The sequence below is a fragment of the Flavobacterium pallidum genome (assembly GCF_003097535.1).
GTDB lineage: Bacteria > Bacteroidota > Bacteroidia > Flavobacteriales > Flavobacteriaceae > Flavobacterium > Flavobacterium pallidum.
Window position 1 is genome coordinate 1,110,096 of record NZ_CP029187.1, and the last position, 21,784, is coordinate 1,131,879.

15 protein-coding genes are annotated in these 21,784 nt (G+C 45.1%); 13 read left to right on the forward strand and 2 right to left on the reverse strand.

What is annotated here, in order from left to right:
• Positions 1 to 2: 2 nt before the first annotated feature.
• From HYN49_RS04535 to HYN49_RS04565, 7 genes are all read left to right on the forward strand, one after another.
• Positions 3 to 1,370 carry a hypothetical protein gene (locus tag HYN49_RS04535; RefSeq protein ID WP_108903013.1) on the forward strand — a complete coding sequence of 456 codons (1,368 nt, stop codon included), beginning with the start codon at positions 3 to 5 and terminating at the stop codon, positions 1,368 to 1,370.
• Positions 1,370 to 3,325, forward strand: a complete 1,956-nt coding sequence (locus HYN49_RS04540; protein ID WP_108903014.1) for an SNF2-related protein — start codon at positions 1,370 to 1,372, stop codon at positions 3,323 to 3,325. Before HYN49_RS04535 ends, HYN49_RS04540 begins: the two co-directional genes overlap by 1 nt.
• A complete protein-coding gene (locus tag HYN49_RS04545) occupies positions 3,306 to 4,238 on the forward strand; it encodes a DUF3883 domain-containing protein (RefSeq protein WP_108903015.1) in 933 nt (310 codons plus the stop codon). The genes HYN49_RS04540 and HYN49_RS04545 overlap by 20 nt, the downstream gene beginning before the upstream one ends.
• Positions 4,239 to 4,247: 9 nt before the next feature.
• Positions 4,248 to 4,976, forward strand: coding sequence for an HNH endonuclease (locus HYN49_RS04550; RefSeq protein WP_108903016.1), 729 nt, complete (start codon positions 4,248 to 4,250; stop codon positions 4,974 to 4,976).
• A 113-nt stretch (positions 4,977 to 5,089) separates the two neighbouring features.
• Positions 5,090 to 5,524 (forward strand): very short patch repair endonuclease, encoded by a 435-nt coding sequence (locus HYN49_RS04555; RefSeq protein ID WP_108903017.1) that lies wholly within the window; start codon positions 5,090 to 5,092, stop codon positions 5,522 to 5,524.
• 859 nt (positions 5,525 to 6,383) lie between these two features.
• A complete protein-coding gene (locus HYN49_RS15315; protein WP_108903018.1) occupies positions 6,384 to 15,245 on the forward strand; it encodes a choice-of-anchor Q domain-containing protein in 8,862 nt (2,953 codons plus the stop codon).
• Positions 15,242 to 15,490, forward strand: coding sequence for a hypothetical protein (locus HYN49_RS04565; RefSeq protein WP_146185052.1), 249 nt, complete (start codon positions 15,242 to 15,244; stop codon positions 15,488 to 15,490). Before HYN49_RS15315 ends, HYN49_RS04565 begins: the two co-directional genes overlap by 4 nt.
• On the opposite strand, the gene HYN49_RS15155 is transcribed toward HYN49_RS04565, so the two are convergent.
• Positions 15,474 to 17,252, reverse strand: a complete 1,779-nt coding sequence (locus tag HYN49_RS15155; RefSeq protein WP_181369004.1) for a helix-turn-helix domain-containing protein — start codon at positions 17,250 to 17,252, stop codon at positions 15,474 to 15,476. The genes HYN49_RS04565 and HYN49_RS15155 overlap by 17 nt on opposite strands.
• A gap of 144 nt (positions 17,253 to 17,396) precedes the next feature.
• Between HYN49_RS15155 and HYN49_RS04575 the strand changes: the two genes are divergently transcribed.
• The 5 genes from HYN49_RS04575 to HYN49_RS04595 all read left to right on the forward strand — a co-directional run bounded on the left by HYN49_RS04575 (position 17,397) and on the right by HYN49_RS04595 (position 19,965).
• Positions 17,397 to 17,714, forward strand: a complete 318-nt coding sequence (locus tag HYN49_RS04575) for a hypothetical protein (protein ID WP_108903020.1) — start codon at positions 17,397 to 17,399, stop codon at positions 17,712 to 17,714.
• 179 nt (positions 17,715 to 17,893) lie between these two features.
• Positions 17,894 to 18,202 (forward strand): hypothetical protein, encoded by a 309-nt coding sequence (locus HYN49_RS04580; protein WP_108903021.1) that lies wholly within the window; start codon positions 17,894 to 17,896, stop codon positions 18,200 to 18,202.
• A 106-nt stretch (positions 18,203 to 18,308) separates the two neighbouring features.
• Positions 18,309 to 18,803 carry a nuclear transport factor 2 family protein gene (locus HYN49_RS04585; RefSeq protein ID WP_108903022.1) on the forward strand — a complete coding sequence of 165 codons (495 nt, stop codon included), beginning with the start codon at positions 18,309 to 18,311 and terminating at the stop codon, positions 18,801 to 18,803.
• A 117-nt stretch (positions 18,804 to 18,920) separates the two neighbouring features.
• Positions 18,921 to 19,358 carry a hypothetical protein gene (locus tag HYN49_RS04590; protein WP_108903023.1) on the forward strand — a complete coding sequence of 146 codons (438 nt, stop codon included), beginning with the start codon at positions 18,921 to 18,923 and terminating at the stop codon, positions 19,356 to 19,358.
• A 19-nt stretch (positions 19,359 to 19,377) separates the two neighbouring features.
• Positions 19,378 to 19,965, forward strand: a complete 588-nt coding sequence (locus HYN49_RS04595) for a globin family protein (RefSeq protein WP_108903024.1) — start codon at positions 19,378 to 19,380, stop codon at positions 19,963 to 19,965.
• A gap of 48 nt (positions 19,966 to 20,013) precedes the next feature.
• Here the strand turns inward: HYN49_RS04595 and HYN49_RS04600 are convergent, their stop codons facing one another.
• Positions 20,014 to 20,961 (reverse strand): L-threonine 3-dehydrogenase, encoded by a 948-nt coding sequence (locus HYN49_RS04600; protein ID WP_108903025.1) that lies wholly within the window; start codon positions 20,959 to 20,961, stop codon positions 20,014 to 20,016.
• Positions 20,962 to 21,180: 219 nt separating this feature from the next.
• Between HYN49_RS04600 and HYN49_RS04605 the strand changes: the two genes are divergently transcribed.
• Positions 21,181 to 21,762: a hypothetical protein gene (locus tag HYN49_RS04605; RefSeq protein ID WP_108903026.1), complete on the forward strand. Its 582-nt coding sequence runs from the start codon at positions 21,181 to 21,183 to the stop codon at positions 21,760 to 21,762.
• Positions 21,763 to 21,784 lie beyond the last annotated feature (22 nt).

Below are 21,784 nucleotides of genomic sequence, written 5' to 3' on the forward strand. Positions count from 1 at the left end.
CTATGGGCACAATAAACATTGAATCCGAAATAAAAAAGATAAAAGACGGAGAATCCGTCGGATCTTACCCAATATACTATAAAGGTGAAACTAGAAATCTACCTGTTTATGAAATCCCCATAAACTTGTTAAGATTTAATTATTTAAATGGCAGAATTGGGACTGAAGTTATCGAGTTCACACAAGTGAATGGTGCGGATTTAAAGGAGTTAAGTGTTGACGATGTAAATGAAAAAATTCATAATTGGATATGGGAGAAATCTGTCGCAGACAATAAAAAAACACTTGCAGATATCCGAGACAAGAAACAAATAATTCCTGGTGTAATAACCCGAGATGGCATCGTAGTAGACGGAAATAGGCGTTTCATGATTACGCGCGAACTAAATAAACAAGGTTTGAATCGGCAGTTTCGTGCAATTATTCTTGATGACACCTATAGTGATGGCGGTGAAAAGGAATTCCAGATTAAACGTCTTGAAGCTGAAATTCAAATGGGCCAAGATGAAAAAGTCGGATATGGTGCTATTGAACCTTATATTAGGATAATGGATTTTGTAGATAATTTTATTGATGTGGCATCACCTCGAATGACCTATGATGAATTATGTAAGGTGATGGGTATAAAAAACGTCCGTAAAGTAATGGCTATTTATAGAATTGGAAAACTGATGTTGGAATATTTAGAATATATTGGATTTGATAAGATGTGGAGTAGATTAGAAAACACAGAAGATTTGTTTATCAAATTAGAGAATATACACAAGCTTTATTCCGAAGGAAAAGGATTAGCTGGGTGGTCTTTTAATGATGACGACATATATAATTTTAAAATATATGGTTTTGATTTAATAAGATGGAATTATAATGCTGAAACGAAACAAAAAGGCAATTGGGATTCAAAGAAAGTTAGAGAACGATATTTTAAAAACAGCAAAGACAAAGCAATTTTTAGTAACCCAAAAATATGGTCTGATTTTATCGAAAATTTAGGTTCAATTGAAGACATTGAAATTCCAAATTTAGAAGATGTTGTGAATAAAGACGGACTTTCTCATGCTGATGCTGCAAAAAAAATTGATAAAGAATGGGCCGATAAAGCTTCAGGTGCTTTTAAAAGTGCTCTAGGAATTGCCGATTCCAAATTGAAGGATAAAGAAAATAACGACAAGCCTGAACAATTTCTAAGAGACGCATTGGACAAACTAATGAACTTGGTTAATGAAGATTTATTTGAATCGAATGGTAATGTCCAATTAAATAATAAATTATTACTAATTCTACAAGATGAAAATCGGATTGAAAATAATTACAAGTATATCGATAAAATCAGGAAAATAGCCGAAACATTAAAAAAAGAACTTAAATAATGGACTCAATAAATGTTTCTTATCACGGAAATAAAATCGAATTTACTGGCGATTTAGAAGCATTGAAAAAACCAAAAGTTATGCATTGGCTTCGAAACAACTTTGAAGTAGACATAGCTATTCCAAATAAACTTGTATTGGTCAATGACCTTTTCCTAGACAATTCTTTTCTTTTTAATTTTAAAAATTCTCTTCATAAAAAATTAAGTCTAATTGATTTAAATTTTGATTCTGCGTTTAAAGATATTGTATCAGTGGAAGTGAAAAATCAAGAAAATTTTTTGCAATTCTCTAATAATGCTCGAAATATCTGGGAGAATAATTACAACACGACTGAGTTTAAAGAGTTTTGTGATTCGACTAATATTAATTTGAAAAACAGAAAGCTATATAAGCTACAGATTTTGAGTGCATATCACATGTCTTTTTCTCAAAATTCTTGCAATTTTTCAGTCCCCGGCGCTGGAAAAACCTCAATTGTATATTCGGCCTACTCCTATCTAAATAGCTTAGGGGAAACCCATGATAAATTTGTAAACAAACTCCTAATTATAGGCCCTCCATCTTCCTTCGATCCATGGGAACAGGAATATTATGAGTGTTTTGGAAAACAACCGAAATCAATACGAATTAATGGGGAAATTCCAATAAATAAGAAAAGGGATGTTTTAAAAGGAATCACCCCTTATAAATACGATCTTTATTTAATAACTTATCAATCAGTGCCAAATTTAGTAGAAGAATTATTGATATTCTTGAAATCTCAATCAAATAAGGTTATGCTGGTTTGTGATGAGGCGCATAAGTTCAAAAGTCTGGATGGTATCTGGGCGGGGAGTATTCTAAACATCGCGGCTTGGGCAAAATCAAGAATAATTTTGACTGGTACTCCTGTCCCAAATGGTTATGAAGATTTATACAATATTTTTAAATTTATATATCCCGAAAGAAACGTCACTCAATTCAGACCAGATTTCTTAAGAGGATTAACTCAAAATCCAGTTCAATCATATATAGAAGAATTGATTGACAATATCAAACCTTTTTTTGTACGGATAAAAAAAACAGATTTAAACCTACCTCCTTTTATTGATCATCCAATTATTAACAATCGATTATCCGATTTTGAATCAGAAGTTTATAATCGTTTAGAAACTGTTATTTCTAATACGGATGTTGAAACTAACAGGCAGAGTATCCATTTTCGAATGATTCAATGCTGTAATAATTTAAATTTATTAAATAAGCCCTTACTAAGTTTTGAGGAAGGAAACTTCGAATTAGTAAATTCTAGATTACTGCTAGAAGACATTTTAGGCGATTCCTTAACAGAAAAAGTGAAGAGTCTGAACGATAATTATATCCCATCTAAACATGTTTTAATTAAGGATATGGTAGTTAACATTCGTCAAAATAACGGCAAGGTAATATTGTGGGGTATTTTCATTGATTCAATAAAAAAACTGCACAAATATCTCGAGTCATTTGGACTTAAGGGCGCATATATAATTGGCGAAACAAGAAAAGGACTTACGGAAGAAAATTTCTTGGATGAAAACACGAGAGAAAGTATTATAGATAAATTTAAAAATTCCGACTTAGACTTTATTATATCGAATCCTATCGTTTTAGGCGAATCGATTTCTTTGCATAAGGTTTGCCACCACGCTATCTATTTTGAGCAATGGTATGCTGCTGCACCATATGTTCAGTCTAGAGATAGAATCCACAGGGTTTGGTTAGATCAAGATATGAATCAAGTGCATTATGAAACAAATTATTATCATATTGTTTCAGATAAAATAGCTGATAGCAATATTCATAATCGCGTCCAAGCTAAGTTCAGAAGAATGATGGATATAATCGAACAAGATATTCCGTTTTTTGAAGAAAATATTGAAAATGAAAGAGCATTATTAATTGAAAACATCATCAATGAATATCGATCTAGATAAGCAAGAAGATTTAATACTCCTATCAAATAAAACAGAGTTTATCAAAGGGCTTGATTATTTTTCAAAAATATCAAATGAAAATATAAAAAATATTTTTTATAACCTTACACGCTCTACAGTTTTAAGAGATGTTGATATAAAATTTATTATCGCTTTTTTATTCAAAACAAAGTATGTTGAATTTAAAGATGAAAAGATAAATAGAAGATTAATAATCGACCCCAATGTACTGATGGAAGAGTTGATTCTCTTTTATTTTTCCATTCTAACTAATAATAGGCAAATAAATGAATCATTGTTTATCAACTCCGAATTTTCGATTTCGAATGATCAAATTTTGATAAACATATTTTCTGTGCAAATTAAACATAGAATTTTTTTTTCAGTTTTACAAAACTTAGGATTATTAGAGAAAAAAAGTGAGAATGGGTTGGTCATTATCAAAAATTATACTCTAGCCAAGAAATTTTTAGAACGACCTCTTAGAAAAATTTCGCCTGAAGAATTTGAAAAAGAACTTGAACAAAAAAAACTCAATGGAATAATTGCAGAGAAATTTGTTGTTGAATTTGAAAAACGACGATTAGGTGGAGCAAAGGAAATAGATTGGGTCGCAGAATACAATGTAAACCAAGGATATGATATTGCATCCTATAATAATTATTTCGATAGTACATACAATAGATTTATAGAAGTAAAGTCATATGAGGGTCATCCGCCATGCTTTTTTTGGTCAAGGAATGAATATACTGTAGCTGAAATGACGCAGAATAAATATTGGCTATATTTGGTTAATCGTAAAGAAATGAGTCAGAAAGGATATGTCCCAACAATGATTCAAAATCCATTTCAAACGATTTTAAAAAACCCATCATCAAACTTAATAGTGGAGAAATACAAAGTTGTTTTATAATCGTCTTCAATGAAAAACCCAAAATGGCATCGCGACGAAATAATCCTAGCCCTAGATCTATATCATGATCCATATCGCGGTACCGTAGACTCTAAAAACCCAAACATAATTGCATTATCGGAACTTCTTAATAAGTTACCAATATTTATGGAAAAGCCAGACGGTGCTAAGTTTAGAAATCCAAATGGAGTAAGCCTAAAACTTTCAAATTTTATGGCAATCGACCCTAACCACAAAGGCAAGGGGATGAAATCCTACAGTAAACTCGATAAAGAGGTGTTTGAAGAATTTGGAAGAGACCGCAGAAAACTTCGTGAAATGGCCAATAGAATTAAATCCATTGTAACAAATGACTTTATCAAACTGCAGTTAGACCAAATTGAAAATGATGAAGTTAGCGAATTGGATAGTGTGCAGGAAGGCCAAGTCTTATACAAACTCCACAAATATCGAGAGCGCAATAACAAGATTACAAAAAAGAAAAAAAACTCAATATTAAAGTCCAAAGGCAAACTGGCTTGTGAGGTTTGTGGTTTCGACTTTAAGGAAGAATACGGTGAATTAGGTTTTGGTTTTATTGAATGTCATCATACAAAACCCCTCTATACAAGTGAAGATATTTCAACAACCAAACTTACAGACCTAGCGTTAGTATGCTCTAATTGTCATCGAATGCTCCATAAAAAGATTAGCACTTTAAGTATAGAAGATTTACAAAAATTGATAAAAAAGAAATAAAGATTTTTTAATCTTTTGTGAGTAACTTCGTGAATTCTACTCCTACATTTTTATAGAAATTCTCCTTTACAATCCATTCCCGCCATCCAAAAATCACCATTTAAGCGGGTACAATGGACATCTTTACAACTGCGCAGCGCAGCAAAATCATGAGCAAAATTCGAGCCAAGGACACCAAATCCGAAGTGTTACTTGCAAAAGCCCTATGGAAGCGCGGTCACCGCTATCGCAAACACAGCAAATCCATTTTCGGCACACCGGACCTTTCGTTTAAGAAGTACAAGATTGCCATATTTGTAGACAGCGAATTCTTTCATGGGAAACATTGGGATATCATTGAAAAGCGGCCGAAGAACAACGCGGAATTCTGGCAGAAAAAGATTGAGCGGAACATGCAAAGGGACAACGAAGTCAATGTATTCCTAATCCAATCCGGCTGGACCGTCCTCCGCTTCTGGTCCAACGACATCAAGAAAAACCTCTTCACCACGGTCCGCACCATCGAAAAACACATTGAGGAAATCCACAATAGGATTTATTTTAAATAATCCTCCGCTTCTGGAACACACAAATCCGCAAAGACCTTCCCACCGTCATCGCCACCATCGAAAACCACCTGCAATCCAAAAATCCACTCTAACCCGATTCACGCAGCACAATATCCTATAGTTTACGGTTCCATACCTCATAAATTGGGTTGTATGCCACATAAAGCGGCATAGAACCCGCTTTATGCTGCATCGAACCAGCCTTATGTGGCATCCATGCCAATTTCAGTGGTATAAAACCCACTTAATGTTACATGAAAACCGCATCACTCATAACTTAACCACACACAGGAATATGACTTGCAACATCAAACATACCGGCAAAACAGCACTGATACTAAATAATTCAGTATAGGAGCTTATTTAATCAGTATGGCTACTTATTTATTCAGCATCCTTACTGAATAAAACAGTACTGATGCTGAATAATTCAGTATAGAAGCTCATTTAATCAGTACTGTTACTCATTTATTCAGCATCCTTACTGAATAAAACAGTATTGATACTCATTTATTCAGTACTGATACTCATTAAAACAGCATTGATACTAAAATAACTTAGTATCGATACGAATTACATCATGGCCGGAATATAGCCTGGTCACATATTGAATCCTCCCGGTCAGTACGAGTCCTTTAGTAAAAGAGCCTGTTGTATGCGCCAATGTGAGACCACTGCAACCCCTGTCAAGGTCTGCTCCCGCAACGTGGTCCGGCAGGGCGGCACGCAAAACACAATGGCGATGATCTACTGTAAATCAACACGATATCCCATTGATGACCATTTTGATGACCATAATTTTTATGGTACCGTATACGCGATAACTAGTTTTGGATACGATCAACCAAACGATTATCCCATGGCAAATACATTACGTTTTTTATGCTGTTTCTTTTTCCTGTCACAGGCCTATGCCCAAAACATCCGTTACGTCACCCAAACCGGCAGCGGTACGATGGACGGCTCCTCCTGGAGCAATGCCGGTAACGACCTGCAACTGATGATAGACGCACTGCCGTCCGGCGGCGAAGTCTGGGTGAAGGCAGGCAATTACGTACCGACACACAATGCGGACACCGGCGCCTACCTGCCCGGCAACCGGCACGATGCGTTTGTTTTGCGCAACAATGTGACCCTTTATGGCGGCTTCAATGGGACCGAAACGACCCTCGCCGAGCGCGATCCTTACAATCCCGCCAATGAAACGGTGCTCGACGGGGACCTGGACCACGACGATACGCCATTCACGAACGCCTTCAACGTCACGGGCAATGCGTTCCACGTCGTAGTGGCCGCGGGACTGACACAGGCCGCGATGGACGGATTCACCATCGCCCGGGGATATGCCATAAGTTATGGCGCGATCTCCGTCTCAGGGTACGCAATCGAAGGAACGAACGGTGGGGGTATCTACGCCCACAGCAGTACGGTCACCTTAAGAAACATCCGATTTACAACGAACTCATGCGTCGTATTGGGCGGCGCGATATACGGGATAACGTCGACAATCGATGCCCTGAACTGTACGTTCGACCGCAATTTTGCCGATGATATAGGATTCGCAGCCGCCATCGCGATAGTCAATTACGGTTCGTCGGTGCCCGGCGGGGCGTTTACGAATTGCGTTTTTACGCGCAACAGTTCCAACTCTTATGGGAGTGTATTGTACTGCGATTCAGGTTCAGGCGCGTCACCGGTGTTCAACAACTGCAGCTTCTATGGCAACGGTGCTGAAGATTACGATATTTGCTCTTACTACGGCGACGGAGGCGGCGCACCCATGGAGTTCAATAATTGCGTAATGGGTATCGGCCCCGGATCAACCGTATTTACCGATTCCCCGGGGATCGTGTTCCGGCACGTGCTCATGGAGTACGATCCTTTCCCAATGCATCCTTCTTCCTATGGCAACCTGTTTTACTCGAACCCGCTGTTTGTCGATGCGCCGAACGGCAATCTGAATCTCATAGAGGAAAGCCTCGCGGTCAATTCGGGAAGTAATGCGCTCGTGCCCGCGGGCATCACCACCGATGTGGCCGGCAACAACAGGATCAAGGGCAGCAGTGTCGACCGCGGTGCCTTCGAAAGCAGCTACGGCCTGCTCGCCCAGCCTGATGCCAATGGGATCGTATATGTAAGACAGGGCGGCGCAGGGACCAAATCGGGCAACAGCTGGGCCAACGCGCTGCCCGACCTGGCCAGGGCGTTTGTGGCTGCCGGCCGTGATACACAGATTACGCAGATATGGGTGGCCGGCGGCACCTACAAGCCCAAATACCGGGCAGATAATCTCAGCGCGGCAGATGTGAACGACCGCACCAATGCGTTCAGGATGGTACCCAATGTACACGTTTACGGCGGTTTCGCCGGTAATGAGACGGCCTTGTCCCAACGGCAGTTGCCGCCCGCCAACGCAAGTATCCTCAGTGGCGACCTGTCCGGGAACGATACCGCAGGCTTCGGTTTCAGGGGTGATAATGCCTACCACGTGGTGATTGCCCCCACCGGTACTGGCACGGCACTGCTCGATGGCTTTACGATCACAGGAGGGAACGCAGATTTTGACGAACCCGAGCATGTCATTGGCAACACCATCGCTTTTGAAATCGACGGCACGCGCTATTTCAGGAACACCGGCGGCGGCATACTGTCGCGCTCAGGCATGCCGTTGCGCAACATCAGGTTTGAGGAGAATTTTGCGCTGGCGACCGGCGGTGCCTGCAGTTATGCCTCGCCAACCACCATCACCGCTTCGCAATTCATCAACAACATCTCCAACGGCGGTGGTGCGATATATACGACGGCAGCCATCACGGTGTCCCATTCACTGTTTAACGGCAACCGGTCCAATACGCTCGGCGGCGCGCTGTATGTGTGGTCGGCATCCGGCCATTTCTCCAATTGTATTTTCACGGGCAACAAAAGCCTGCTGGAAACAGGCATCATCGCACAGGGGCATAATCCTGCACAGCCGCCGCTGGTATTTGTAAATTGTACCATCGCCGATAATGGTTCGGCTGTGCTATCGCATACGCTGTTTACCAACATTACACCGGAGTTCCACAACACCATACTCTCAGCACCACCGTCACCCGCCCCGAATACACGGCTGCGCGACAACCTGAACGGGATTGTTTTCAACCATGTCGTTTCCACGTACCCGATTAACAGCAATCCTGCGAATACGAATGCGTTCGTGGTGAACGATGTGCGGTTTGCGGATGCCGCCGCGGGCAATTACACGCCGGGGCAGTACAGCAGCGCACTCGACGCGGGGGATACGTCCCTGGCTTCGGGAATAACGGATGACTATGCAGGCAACGCGCGTGTCGTGTACAATGCAGTGGACCTTGGTGCGCTCGAAAGCCTTGAACACGCGTTGCCACAGCCGAATGGCGCCGGCGTGGTGTTCGTCAACAAGAATGCGGCCGGAAATGGTAAGGGCGACAGCTGGGCGAATGCCGCTACCGATTTGTCTGATGCGCTGCTGGCTGCAAAACACCACCAGGGTATCCGGCAGGTCTGGGTTGCCGCCGGGTCTTATGTCCCGACGCGCCATCCCGTGACCGATGCCCATAACCCTGACAGCCAGGCCAATTCGTTTGTCCTGCGTCCTGATGTGATGCTGTACGGCGGTTTTGCGGGTACCGAAGATGCGGTGGACCAGCGTGACCTGTATGATCCTGCCCGTACCACCATACTCGAGGGTGATGTGCTTGGTGACGATACCTTACAGGACGGCCAGAACCATAGCGCGGACAACCTCCAGCAGGTCGTTGTCGGTTCCGGAAATCTGGGTACGGCGGGCCTCAACGGCTTTACGATTGCCAACGGCATCGGGCCAAAAGGTGCCGCAATAGGATTGCAGGATACCTCAATCACCCTTAAACACCTCAAACTTTTTAAAAATACCGGTAATAATGGTGCCGGCGCATTATACTTGCGAAATGCACAGGTTACCGCCGCGTATTGCATATTCACGGACAACAGTGGAGCCACAGCCGGTGGCGCTGTCGGATTCGATTTTGCCGGTGCCGCCCCGGGGAATTCCGTTCCAAGCACTTTTGACAACTGCCTGTTTACCCGAAACCGGTCAGGTATCTTTGCCGGAGGGCTTTTCGGTTATTTCGGCCAGGGCCCGGCACCGGTATTCAGCAACACTACGTTTTATGACAATGGCGTAGGTGCCGGGAGTCCGGTAACCGCCGTTTACTCGGAAAACACGCAGCCCATGGTCTTCAACAATTGCCTCATCATCAAAAACGGCCAGACCGGTACGTTTTCCAATAATGCTGTTGCCTTACAATACGTGCTGACGAACTACAGTGACATGCTGCAGGCTTCCGGAAGTACGAACGTACTGGTCAACGAGGCAAGGTTTATCAACGCCGCCACGGGTGATTTCAGGCTGCAACCCGAAAGCGTCGCCGTCAACGCAGGAAGCAACACGCTCATTCCGTCTGGCATTACCAGTGATTTGCAGGGAAAGGACAGGATTGTTGGCGGCACCGTCGACCTCGGCGCTTTCGAGAGTTTCACAGTACCTGTAACGGCCGATGCCAACGGTATTGTGTATGTAACGCACGAGGGCGCCGGGGATTTCAGCGGCAACAGCTGGGCCAATGCCATACCTGACCTCGCTCGGGCCGTGCGTCATGCTCAGGTACCGGGCGGGATATCGCAGATTTGGGTAGCATCCGGGACCTATGAGCCGCGTTTCAGGGCAGATGATCTCAGCAGCGTCCCTTCAGATCCCAACGCTACGTTCCGTTTGGCTTCGAATGTCAGGCTGTTTGGCGGCTTCGTGGGGAATGAAACGAGTCCGGCACAGCGGCAACGCCTTCCGGAAAATGAAACGGTATTGTCCGGAAACAATCAGGTATACCACGTCGTGCTCGCGACCACGGGGGTGACGGGCGCCGAACTGGACGGCTTTACCATCCGCGGCGGGAATGCCAGTCTGCCGGAAGACAACACAGCAGTTCCTGCACAATTCCTGATTGACGGGCTGCGCTATTACAGGGATTCCGGCGCCGGACTGTACAGCAACGGGGCGGTCACGTTAAAGCACATCATTTTTTCCGGCAATGTCGCCAACAATGCCGGCGGCGCTTGTTTTTCATCGACTCCGATAACCGGATCCGACTGCACTTTTACGGCTAATTACGCGCAACACGGTGGTGCGGTGGCAGTATCCAATGCGAACGGCACCATCATCAAAAGCAGTACATTCCATAACAACAATGCGGGCCAATCGGGCGGCGCGGTTCAATGCGCTAACGCTACAGCCACATTCGTCAATTGCCTTTTCAGCCATCACGGCGTGCTTTCGCAGCAGGGCACGGTGGTAAACAGCACGGGGTCGGACGTCCGTTTCGTCAATTGTACACTCGTGGAGAATGGATCGGCGGATACGCCACATACGGTAACCACGGGCAATGGTACTGTCCGCTTTGACAATTCGATTATCACGGCACCCGGGACAGGGTCGCCGGACAGCAGCATTTTCGGAAATGCGAATACAGCCATGTTCCGCAACTGCCTCAGCAGCTATAGCGAATTTGGGAACCATCCTGCCAATATGGGCAACATCATTACGACCGACCCGCATTTTACAGATGCCGCGAATGGTGATTATACGCTGGCATTTCTAAGTGATGGGATCAATCGCGGCGAGGATGCGTTTGTTACCGGTTATGCCAATACCGATATCGTCGGAAATCCGCGTATACAACAAGGCAGTACCGATATGGGTGCCTATGAAAGTGCGTTCAAAACCATCGCCAGGCCGGATGCCAATGGGGTCGTATATGTGAAGAAAGGCGCCTCAGGCCATGCCAGGGGCAACAGTTGGGCTGAGGCGGTGCCCGAACTGGCGGACGCGTTGTTTGCGGCACATTATAAACCTGAAATCCAACAGATTTGGACCGCTGCAGGCACTTATAAGCCGCTATATCATGCGGAAACCTTACAGAACGACAACCCAACAGACCGCGAAAACGCCTTTGTACTGCTTCCCGATGTAAAAATATACGGCCATTTTGCCGGAACGGAAACAGCGGTATCGCAACGTGATTTAGCCCTAGCCGAAAATACGACGGTACTGAGCGGCGACTTTGCCGGTAATGACGACGATATGGTGGATGATTCCGGGTACGACTGGGATAAACTGGCGGAGAATGCACATCACATCGTCATTGCGACCGGAGCTATGGGAAATGCCGTACTCGACGGTTTTACAATACGCGGCGGTTTTACGACCGGTGGCACCGACCTGCAGTTGAGCGGCCATACTGTGGCTGCAGATAAAGGCGCGGGGCTGTACCTCGACGCTACAGGAATGGATTTGGCCCACCTTAAGATTGCTTTCAACAAGGCGGCACAGGGCGGCGGGATGTATGTTGCCAATGCCTCACCCTACATTACCGCCACTTCTTTCCAATATAATGAAGCGGACCAGGGAGCAGGAACATACACGCACAATGCCTCACCCATAGTGACCAGCTGTGCCTTTTTCCAGAACCGCGCTGCGGTAGCCGGGGGCGGCCTGTTCCTCCACAACGGGATGCCGGTAATGACAAACCTGACTGCACTGCGCAACTATGCCGCCGATGGCCTTAGTGGCGGGATATACAATGAGTCGGCAACGGCAGCCATCAGGAACAGTATTATTTACAACAACAATGGCGGCGTGTACGATAACGGTACGGCTTCAGCCATAAGCTATAGCTTCGTACAGGATAGGCCGGGCGGTAGCGATGGCAATCTTGACGGGAATTCAGAATTCTCCTCTGACCTGTTTCCCGATGAATTCCTGGGAGATTTTACACCGCGCTATCCTGTATTCGCCGGGATGGGTAATCCGGACTATTTTAATGCCGGCCAGCAACCGGAGCTGTCTGCGGCCATTACCGACCTCAAAGGCGTGGCAAGAATACAGGGCCTGATTGATATCGGTGCCGTGGAGACTGCACTGCTTCCGTTTCCGGCCGCCGACGCGAATGGGATTGTCTATGTAAAACCGGATGGTATCGGCAACGGGTCGAGCTGGAACAAAGCGACCAGTGATATCCAGTCCGCACAATACGCCGATGGCGTGCAACAGATTTGGGTAGCCGGAGGTACCTATACGCCACAGTATGACATCAACGAACTCTATACGGGAACGGCGTCGGGAGACCCTCGTGAAAGATCATTTGTGTTGGAAGCAAATTCACAACTCTACGGCGGGTTTGCCGGACACGAAACGACATTGGCACAGCGCGACCTGAGCCTGACACAGAACGCTTCGGTACTCAGCGGTGACTTCAATCATGACGACCAGCCGGACGGCAATACAGGAATTTCGGAAAATGCGTATCATGCCGTAGTGAGCTTGGGCGATGCCGGCAGCGCGCAATTGAACGGTTTTACGATCCGCGGCGGTAATGCCAACGGTTCAGGTTATCTGGCTACACCGGTCAATGACATTATGATGGCGCAGGATTCCGGTGCGGGATTGTATGTGGATTCCGGTTCGCCAATCATTATCAATTGTATCGTCGCGAACAACCATGCGCAGCGCGGCGGCGGGGTATTCACGCAATTCAGCAATACCGAAATCACGAACAGTGTCGTTTACGGAAATCACGCGAACCAGGGGGCAGGCTTTTTCAACGTCGAGGCACAGCCGTTGCTCAACAATGTCACGATCGTTTCAAATACCGCTTCAACCGGCGGGGGCATCTTTAATTCGATGTCAAATACCGTAATCAACAACTCGCTTGTATGGGGCAACGTGCCAAACGGGGTGGCTAACGCCGGCAGCGCGCCGGTATGGACAATCAGCCTGCTGCAGGATTATGATGTCCTTTCGGGCTGGAATGCCGCTTTTGGCACCGATGGCGGTAATAACGTAAACGGCACGCCCTTGTTCAGCAATGCTGCACAGGCTGATTTCAGGCTGCTGCCGGGCAGTCAGGGTGTCGATGCAGGCAACAATGACCTTTACCCGGTCAGCAGTCCGTTGACGGACATATTGGGTAAGAAGCGCATTTTCGGAGGGACCATCGATATGGGCGCCTACGAACTGCAGGGCGCCCCTGCCTGTGGCCCGATTACCACCTGGAACGGCGTTTCGTGGAGCAATGGTATCCCGACAGACGGCACCAAACAGGTTCACATTGAAGGCAATTTTAACTCCGCCGTCAATGGCACTATCAAAGCCTGTGAATTAATCGTGTACAGCGGTGATGTGGTGGTTGAAAGCGGTCATACTTTTGACGTGGTGGGCGGCGTGTTCGTTGATGGCGGCAGCCTTACGTTCGAAAGTGGGGCAAACCTGATACAGCATGACAACATCCGCAACGGTGGTTACATCACCTACAAGCGCGACAGCAATCCGCTGTTTTACCAGGACTATACGATCTGGTCATCACCTACGAACGGGGCACAGTCACTTAAAGAGTTTTCACCGCAGACCGTGGACGAGCGTTTCTATGTTTACAATACCGCGCTGAACGCCTACAGCAATTATACAAGCGCCTCGGGGGTTTTTGGCGGTATGCCGCAGGATATGACCTTCACCCCTGCAAAAGGCTACCTGATCCGGATGCCGGATGGGCTGGCGCCCGGCCAGCCAACGGTGTTCCATGGTGTATTCAGCGGCGTGCCAAACAACGGCGAAATCGCCATTCCACTCGGAACAGCAGGGAACCGTTACAACGCGGTGGGGAACCCTTATCCCTCACCGATAAACATCTGGGATTTTATTGACTACAACAGCAGTCAACTCGATAATGGTACGCTCTATTTCTGGCGCAAAACCAATGACCAGTCCACGACAACATATGCTACGGTAACCAAGTTGGCGTACAATGCGAATGCTGCCAATGGCGGGAATGTGGCCGGCGACTTCAACGGGCCGCCATCAACCTGGGTGATTAATTCGGGCCAGGGCTTTTTTGTCAAGGCCGCACCGGTTGCTACGGCATTGTCATTTCACAACGGGATGCGAAGGTCCGCAAGCGAAAGCCCTTTTTTCAGGGATGGTGACGGGGATGATGGAACGGGGATGTCGCGTTACTGGCTCAACATCAGCAGCGACGACGGGCAGTTCGGGCAGGCAACTATCGGGTACACGGGAGAAACGACTAACGGCCTTGATTATGGATGGGACGGCAGGCTCTTAAATGACGGCGCAGTTTCGGTATATTCCTTTTCAGGCACGACGAAACTCGCGATACAGGCAAGGGCTGGGTTTGAGTTATCCGATACGGTAATGGTGGGCTTTAAGACTGCGGCGGCAGGAAGTTATACCATAGCGCTGGACCGTACCGATGGGCTTTTCCTTAATCAGAATATTTACCTTAAGGACAATCTTATGGGTGTGACGCACAACCTGAAAAATTCAGGATATGATTTTACGACCCCATCAGGGACGTTTGACAACCGATTTGAAATCATCTATACTTCCGATACTTTAGGCAACGAGGCGCCGGAAGCCCAAAGCGATGATTTGGTAGTGTATCGGAAAGATGGTGCCGTACATTTGGATAGTGGTTTGGTGTCCATGAGTGCCATCAGCGTTTACGACCTGACAGGCAGGCTTGTTTACACTAAAAAACAGATTGGTGCAACACAGACAAGGTTGGACGACATGACCCTTTCTGGACAAATGGTGCTGTTAAAAATAACCACCGAAGACCATAAAACATACTATAAGAAAATCATTCTGCCATGAGACAGCCCATTAAAAAAATATTTGCAACATCACTTCTCTTTATCATTATGCTAGGATTATCTTCACCGCTTCATGCCCAGGACGGCGAAGAGGATCCGGGAACGGGTTTTGAAGGCGGCGGCAGTGTCGAGGACCCGACGCCTATTGACGGAAACCTCATATGGCTCGCGGCGGCCGGCATTGGATTGCTTGTATACCAAAGCAGCAAACCCACGGGAGAAAGTCCGTCTAAAGCGAAGCGCTGATGTCGCGTAAATCGGTGTCGCTTTCCACGCCCATTTTCTTGCGCAGGCGGTAGCGGCTGTTTTTCAATGACTCATAAGAAATGCCGAGTAGGTTGGCGGCTTCCTTGAGATTGATATTGAGTTTGCTAAACGCCATGATGCGTTCGTCGGCTTCGGTCAGGTTCCCGTATTTCTGACGTAATTTTATAAAAAATCCCGGATATACCTTATCAAACAGGCGTTTGTATTCGGACCAGTCCTCCTGGGTCAGGATCCTGCTGTTGGAGAGTTTACTCAATGCGTCGTCATCTGCGCGTCCGGATTCGGTGAGCTGTCTTTCGAGCATGTCAATCAGGTGGTTTTTGTCGACGAGGCTTTGTGTATATTGGTTGAGCATTTGCCTGTTCGCCTGGATTTCGATTTCTGCAACCTGTAAAGCCGTGTCTGCAGCCTGTTTTTTGAAAAGCAGCGCCCTGTTCTTGCTCTTATACGAAATGTAAATCAGGAACAACAAGAGTGCCAGCAATACCGCTACGGCAATTACTGCATTTCGGGTGAGGCGGACGTTCTCGAGCTGCAGATCGGCCTCTTTAAGTTGCCTGCCTTTGCGTTCCGACTGGTATTTGACTTCCATTTCCTCGAACTTCTGTAAGGTTTCGGCATTCAGCAGGCTATCCTTCAATTTCCTGTAATCGCTTTGGTATTGGTATGCTAATTTGTAATCCCCAAGATTTTTGTACACTTTTTGCCCGAGGTCCAGCACCAGATTTGTAATCTGGAAATCTTTTGATTTATCTATCCGTAGAAGATATTCAGCCTGCTTTAAGTGAAAAACTGCCTTTGAAAACTCGCCATTGTCATTATAATATTCCCCCAACGCAAAGTGTACTCCTTCGCGGACGTAAGTCGAAATCCCCTGGCTTTCAGATTCCATAATTGCATATGATTTAAGAAGGCAGCCGTAATAGTCTTTTTTTCGGTTCAGGTTTTTATAAGTATAGGCCAGGTTTGCATATACCTGGCATTGAGAGGGCCGGTCGCCTATTTTGTCTAATAAGGCAATCGCTTTTTCGAACACCTTTACGGCCTGGAGCTGGAATTTCGGTTGCCGTGAGTCTGTGCCGTAGCTGTTCAGCAGGTCGCCATAATTGATGTAGGCTGTACTAAGGTCGGATGCTTGCTGTACGCTGTCAGTTTTGACTTTCCGGATTGCTTCTATGGCCTTAGCGGCGTAATCAAGTCCTTTTTTAGTGTTGGGGAGATTCTTCGGGTCGTACATACTGATGTAGAGTACCGCAATATTGTTAAGCACGGTGGCCTTCTCATCAGGCAGCCGGTGTTGTTCTGAAATCTTCAACGCTGCGAGGTAACGGTTCAGTCCCTGCCGGTAATCGTTGTGCTGTACATATGCCCAGGCCTCAAGTCGGCGCAACTGCGAGATCACCGCGTATTTTTTACCGGTGCCCAGTGTTTCAAACTTTTGATCATCTGCAATGACTTTCAGGGCACGGTCTGGTTTTGAGATGCTTATGTAATATTTGCCAATGGACACGGTACCACGGGGCATATTACCATAATCTTTTGCGTTGTCTGACGCCTTCAAGAGGGCTTTATACAAAGCTTCAATTTTATGTTCCGCGGAAACCTGTCCATCATAAAATTCCGCAGTTTTATTAAGTTTCTCCAACACCGTTATTGGTGATACGCGATTTTTCTGCTGCGCGAATGTAAACTGGACGAGAATAAAGCAGAAATAAAACACACAGGAGGATTTGATAGACATTGGAAAACTTGTAAAATCGTAAAAATAAAAAATAAATCACAACTGCATACCGGTGGGGACCTTGTTAAATTATAAACAATCGCAAAAATCCCAAAACAACAGCTACAACGTTTTCGTTTTCTTTGTAAAACAAAAGTAAACACTATGAAAGCTCCGAACACCTTACGCTCGCCTTACGTGACTATCAACAATGATATTCTTTACATTCAATTTAAGGACAAATCATTGACCCTGCCACTCGATAGCATTAGCAAAATGGATATCAGGAAAAGAAAAACGTCTTATTTTCCTGCTTTCATGGGCCTCATGGTTTATGTGGAAGACCGTACTTACAAATTGCGCATCAACACCACTGATGATCAAAGGATCCGTATCAAACTACGCCCGGAGGACTGCTGGCATTTCACAGCTGCCGTGAAATACGTCCGGGAGCGCAACAACAGGACGGCGCAGGCTTCATAGCACATCCATATCTCTATATACATCCGGAAATACCGTCCTTTTGGGCGGTTTTTCTTTTGCATAAGGGAGAGTCCGAAAATGTTTGTTGCACATCGCAATTTCAAAACTTCTCCCTATAATTTCATAACGACCGTGTGCATCATGTTTTCGTTCTTTGATACATCCTTAAATAAACCGGAATGAGTACCCTCACATTATCTGCCACAACATCTTTTTGCATTGAAGACGACATCCTGAATCTGTTTGAAGGAACCTTTACGCACACGTTCTATTTATCCCACATCAAGCAAATGTACCTTGTCAGGAAAAAAGTGCTTCCTGCTTCGGGGTATATCGGTAAGTTGTTGCAGCAATACATTTCTGCAAGCTGGAAGCTCCATATTGTGAGCGTTACGGGCGAAAAAGCGGTTATTCCCGTACGCAATACTGACCGTCAGGCATACATTGAGCTTATTTCAATGATCAGGAAGGGTGCTTTGGCGGCATAAATTTTTGCGGAGTAAGAGCGCCGGCGGAAAAGTTTCAAATTGGGTGCAAATATCAGTTTAACAGTTAATAATTGTTATATTTAATACTTTAACCAAAGCACTGAATATGAAAAAATTATTTTTACTTCTGATTTTATTTTCGACCTATGCCAACGCGCAAACCGACAGCAAAAAAACCGAAATAGACCTATTGCTCAACAATTGGCATAAAGCTGCTGCCGAAGCCAATTTCAACAATTATTTTTCGGTGCTTTCAAAGGATGCAATGTTTATTGGAACTGATCCTGGCGAGAACTGGACCAAGGATGCTTTCATCACTTTTGCAAAGCCGTATTTTGATAAAGGGAAAGCCTGGGACTTTAAGCCTTTGGAACGCCATATTTATTTTAGTGAAGATGGAAAGTTGGCGTGGTTTGACGAACTGCTCGATACCTGGATGAAGATTTGCCGCGGTTCAGGCGTGTTGAAAAACGAAAACGGAAAATGGAAAATTGTCCAATATGTACTTTCCATGACCGTTCCAAATGACAATACCGATGAGGTGATAAAGGCCAAGGCAGCTTATGAAGACCGTTTTATTGAACAGATGAAAAAGAAATGACATTGTTATTTATAACCGATTTAAATTGGATTAAAATCAGGTTATTTCAAAACCAAGCCTTTTTTTACTGCGTACATGTTTTTGTTTCACCAGATTAAATAACCAATACACAAGATTATGACCACACGAAAAAAAATCAAAATAGCGGTACTCTCCCTGTTGGGAACGTTCCTGCTTTTATTCATTATACTCGTAGCACACATCGCTATGTCAAGGCCGTTGAAACTTGACGTGCCTAATATTCAGGTGAGCCGCATCGATTTCAGTGAGCCCCTTGACGATGCAAAGAAGAAAGAAGTGACGGAAAATCTGCGTATGATTAAAGGCATTACAACCGATAATATTATTGTAAAGAATAATGTCGTAGTGTACTTCCACGACAACCGCTACACCAATTCCCAAAAAGTTTTTGACCAATTGATGGCTAAAGGCCATTATGATGCCAAAATGTTTACCGTACCGCGCCAACTTGCATCAAAACCTGTTTGCCCGGCCATGGATCCAGGCAGTTTCAAGTATAAGTTTGCCCTAGCCGTACAAAGTGTATTTAATTAACCTCTTAATATAGATTCTTATGACAAAGTTTACGAAAGCCGCCTTACTATCGATGTTTTTCATCGCAGGCGCAACTTTAGTATCGTGTAGCGATACTGATGAAAAAGAAGACACGACCTCCATCTATGCCAGGCTTGGCGGAACCACTATGGTGTCTGATCCTGATAATGCAGGGCAAATGATTGAGAAAGGACGTTTAAGCTACAGGAAAGTAGTGAATTCCACCGTAGGGCTTATCGTGGCCGACATACAGGCGGGAGCTGACGGAAATCTTTCAGCACATTTCGCGCCATTGCTTGCTGAAGTGGGTGCAGGAAATACTACCAATCTGGCCATCCTTACAGACAACCTTACTGATTTCTTCTCCTTCAATACAGGCGGGACAAACCCAGTAAATACTTATAACGGAAGAGATATGGTTTCAGCGCACAACCCGGCAGTCAATCCAAGAATGGGTGTAAAAGCTACTGATGCCGATTACACAAAATTCGAAGGATATGTAGGTGCCGCAGCGCAGGCTAACGGTGTGGCCGCAAATACGCAATTGTATACGGATGTTGTAACGGTTCTCGAATCATTGAGGGACCCTATCGTACAAGCGCCATAATTTGAATTGGTTATAATGAAAAACGCCCCTGAATCTCAGGGGCGTTTTTTATTTTGCTTCATCAGCCAGGTGCTCCAGCATGTCTTTTGTCATTGATTCTAAATCATATTCATGATTCCAGCCCCAGTCTTCACGCGCTTCTGTATCATCGATACTCGCAGGCCAGCTGTCGGCAATCTTCTGCCTGAAGTCGGGCGCGTAGGTTATTTCAAAATCAGGGATATGCTTTTTAATTTCTGCAGCTACTTCTTCCGGGGCAAAGCTCATCGCTGCCAAATTGTATGAAGAATGGATTTTAATCTCCTCAGCAGGCGCCTTCATGATATTAATTGTCGCATTGATGGCATCATCCATGTACATCATTGGCATGCGCGTACCTTCTTTTAAGAAACATTCGTATTTCTTATCGGATAAGGCCTTATGGTAAATATCGACCGCATAATCCGTAGTGCCGCCGCCCGGAGGTGTAGACCAGCTGATCAATCCCGGATATCGGATGCTGCGCACATCAACACCATAAATGTTATGGTAATATTCGCACCATCTTTCGCCAGCCTGCTTGCTGATGCCGTAAACGGTTGACGGTTCCATAATGGTGTATTGCGGCGTATTTTCCTTCGGGGTGGTGGGCCCGAAAACCGCGATGCTTGATGGCCAGAATATTTTTTTGATTTTTTTGGCCTTGCCTAAATTCAGCACATGGAATAGTGAATTCATATTCAGGTCCCAGGCAAAAGCCGGATTTTTTTCTGCAGTAGCGGACAATAACGCAGCCATCAGGTAGACTTCCTCAATATGGTGCTTTTCAATAAGATGCTCTATTTGATTGAAATCCAAAGCATTAACCACTTCAAATGGCCCTGAATTCACGACATCGGTATTGAGTTTGCGAATGTCGGAAGCGATCACATTTTCAGTTCCGTAAAGGCTGCGGAGTTTTTGCGTAAGTTCAGTGCCAATCTGTCCGCAGGCACCGATAATAAGTATTTTTGGCATGTTAGTGTTGTTTATAGTACAAATATAGTTGAAAAGTAGGGAAAGTCCGAAAGTTAGGAAGGCCTGAAAGTTTGAGTGTGCTACTTCCTGAATTGAGAGACCGTAAAAGAAAGACACCTTTATTTTAGAAGTATTTAACTTTTCAACCCTAAACTTCCGGCCTTTCTGACTTCTCCAACTTCCGAACTTTTGCGTAACTTTGCGCTTCAACTCCAAGAAATGAAAGTAAATCCGTTGCTTATTTGTCTTTTATCGATGCTGCTGTTTTCCTGCCAGGATGACCAGACGAAGCGTAATGCCGAAATACAGAAAGACCTGAAGAAGAAGGAAGCGGTTTTTAATGTGATCGAGCGTTCCTGGAATTTCAATGACCAACCGCTGAGCCAGCAAACACAGGTTGTGGTTGGGAATTGGCAGGAATGGCGGTTGTTTTTGACGGAATTGCGCCAGAAACCAAAAAGCTCTATAGGCGCATTCAAGAAGAAAGCACAGGAGTTGTCAAAAAGGGTCATGGCTTTGAATAATAATCTTCCGATAAAATTTGCGCAGCCTGAAATCCGTAGCAGGATTGTCGCGCTGACCACCAAAATACGTTCCCTTGACCTTTACATCAATCTTGATGATATCCCGGAACAAAAAGTCGTCATGTGTATTTCAGATATCAATGCGACGCTGTTTTCACTGAAATTGCAGATGGATGAGGTCGTTTCACGCGACAATGTTCCATTGGAAAAGGGCGAATCCGACATGATCCGGATGCTCGACACCACGAGGGCCATTCCTAATAATCCTATGAAATAAATAAAGTCTTGAGTAAACAGGC

Bases quoted from the DNA above. Each gene is read 5' to 3' on its own strand.
- HYN49_RS04605 (WP_108903026.1), top strand. From the start codon at position 21,181: ATGAAAGTAAATCCGTTGCTTATTTGTCTTTTATCGATGCTGCTGTTT.
- HYN49_RS04535 (WP_108903013.1), top strand. From the start codon at position 3: ATGGGCACAATAAACATTGAATCCGAAATAAAAAAGATAAAAGACGGA.
- HYN49_RS04580 (WP_108903021.1), top strand. From the start codon at position 17,894: ATGAGTACCCTCACATTATCTGCCACAACATCTTTTTGCATTGAAGAC.
- HYN49_RS04565 (WP_146185052.1), top strand. From the start codon at position 15,242: ATGAGACAGCCCATTAAAAAAATATTTGCAACATCACTTCTCTTTATC.
- HYN49_RS04545 (WP_108903015.1), top strand. From the start codon at position 3,306: ATGAATATCGATCTAGATAAGCAAGAAGATTTAATACTCCTATCAAAT.
- HYN49_RS04540 (WP_108903014.1), top strand. From the start codon at position 1,370: ATGGACTCAATAAATGTTTCTTATCACGGAAATAAAATCGAATTTACT.
- HYN49_RS04585 (WP_108903022.1), top strand. From the start codon at position 18,309: ATGAAAAAATTATTTTTACTTCTGATTTTATTTTCGACCTATGCCAAC.
- HYN49_RS04575 (WP_108903020.1), top strand. From the start codon at position 17,397: ATGAAAGCTCCGAACACCTTACGCTCGCCTTACGTGACTATCAACAAT.
- HYN49_RS04595 (WP_108903024.1), top strand. From the start codon at position 19,378: ATGACAAAGTTTACGAAAGCCGCCTTACTATCGATGTTTTTCATCGCA.
- HYN49_RS04550 (WP_108903016.1), top strand. From the start codon at position 4,248: ATGAAAAACCCAAAATGGCATCGCGACGAAATAATCCTAGCCCTAGAT.
- HYN49_RS15315 (WP_108903018.1), top strand. From the start codon at position 6,384: ATGGCAAATACATTACGTTTTTTATGCTGTTTCTTTTTCCTGTCACAG.
- HYN49_RS04590 (WP_108903023.1), top strand. From the start codon at position 18,921: ATGACCACACGAAAAAAAATCAAAATAGCGGTACTCTCCCTGTTGGGA.
- HYN49_RS04600 (WP_108903025.1), bottom strand. From the start codon at position 20,961: ATGCCAAAAATACTTATTATCGGTGCCTGCGGACAGATTGGCACTGAA.
- HYN49_RS15155 (WP_181369004.1), bottom strand. From the start codon at position 17,252: ATGTCTATCAAATCCTCCTGTGTGTTTTATTTCTGCTTTATTCTCGTC.
- HYN49_RS04555 (WP_108903017.1), top strand. From the start codon at position 5,090: ATGGACATCTTTACAACTGCGCAGCGCAGCAAAATCATGAGCAAAATT.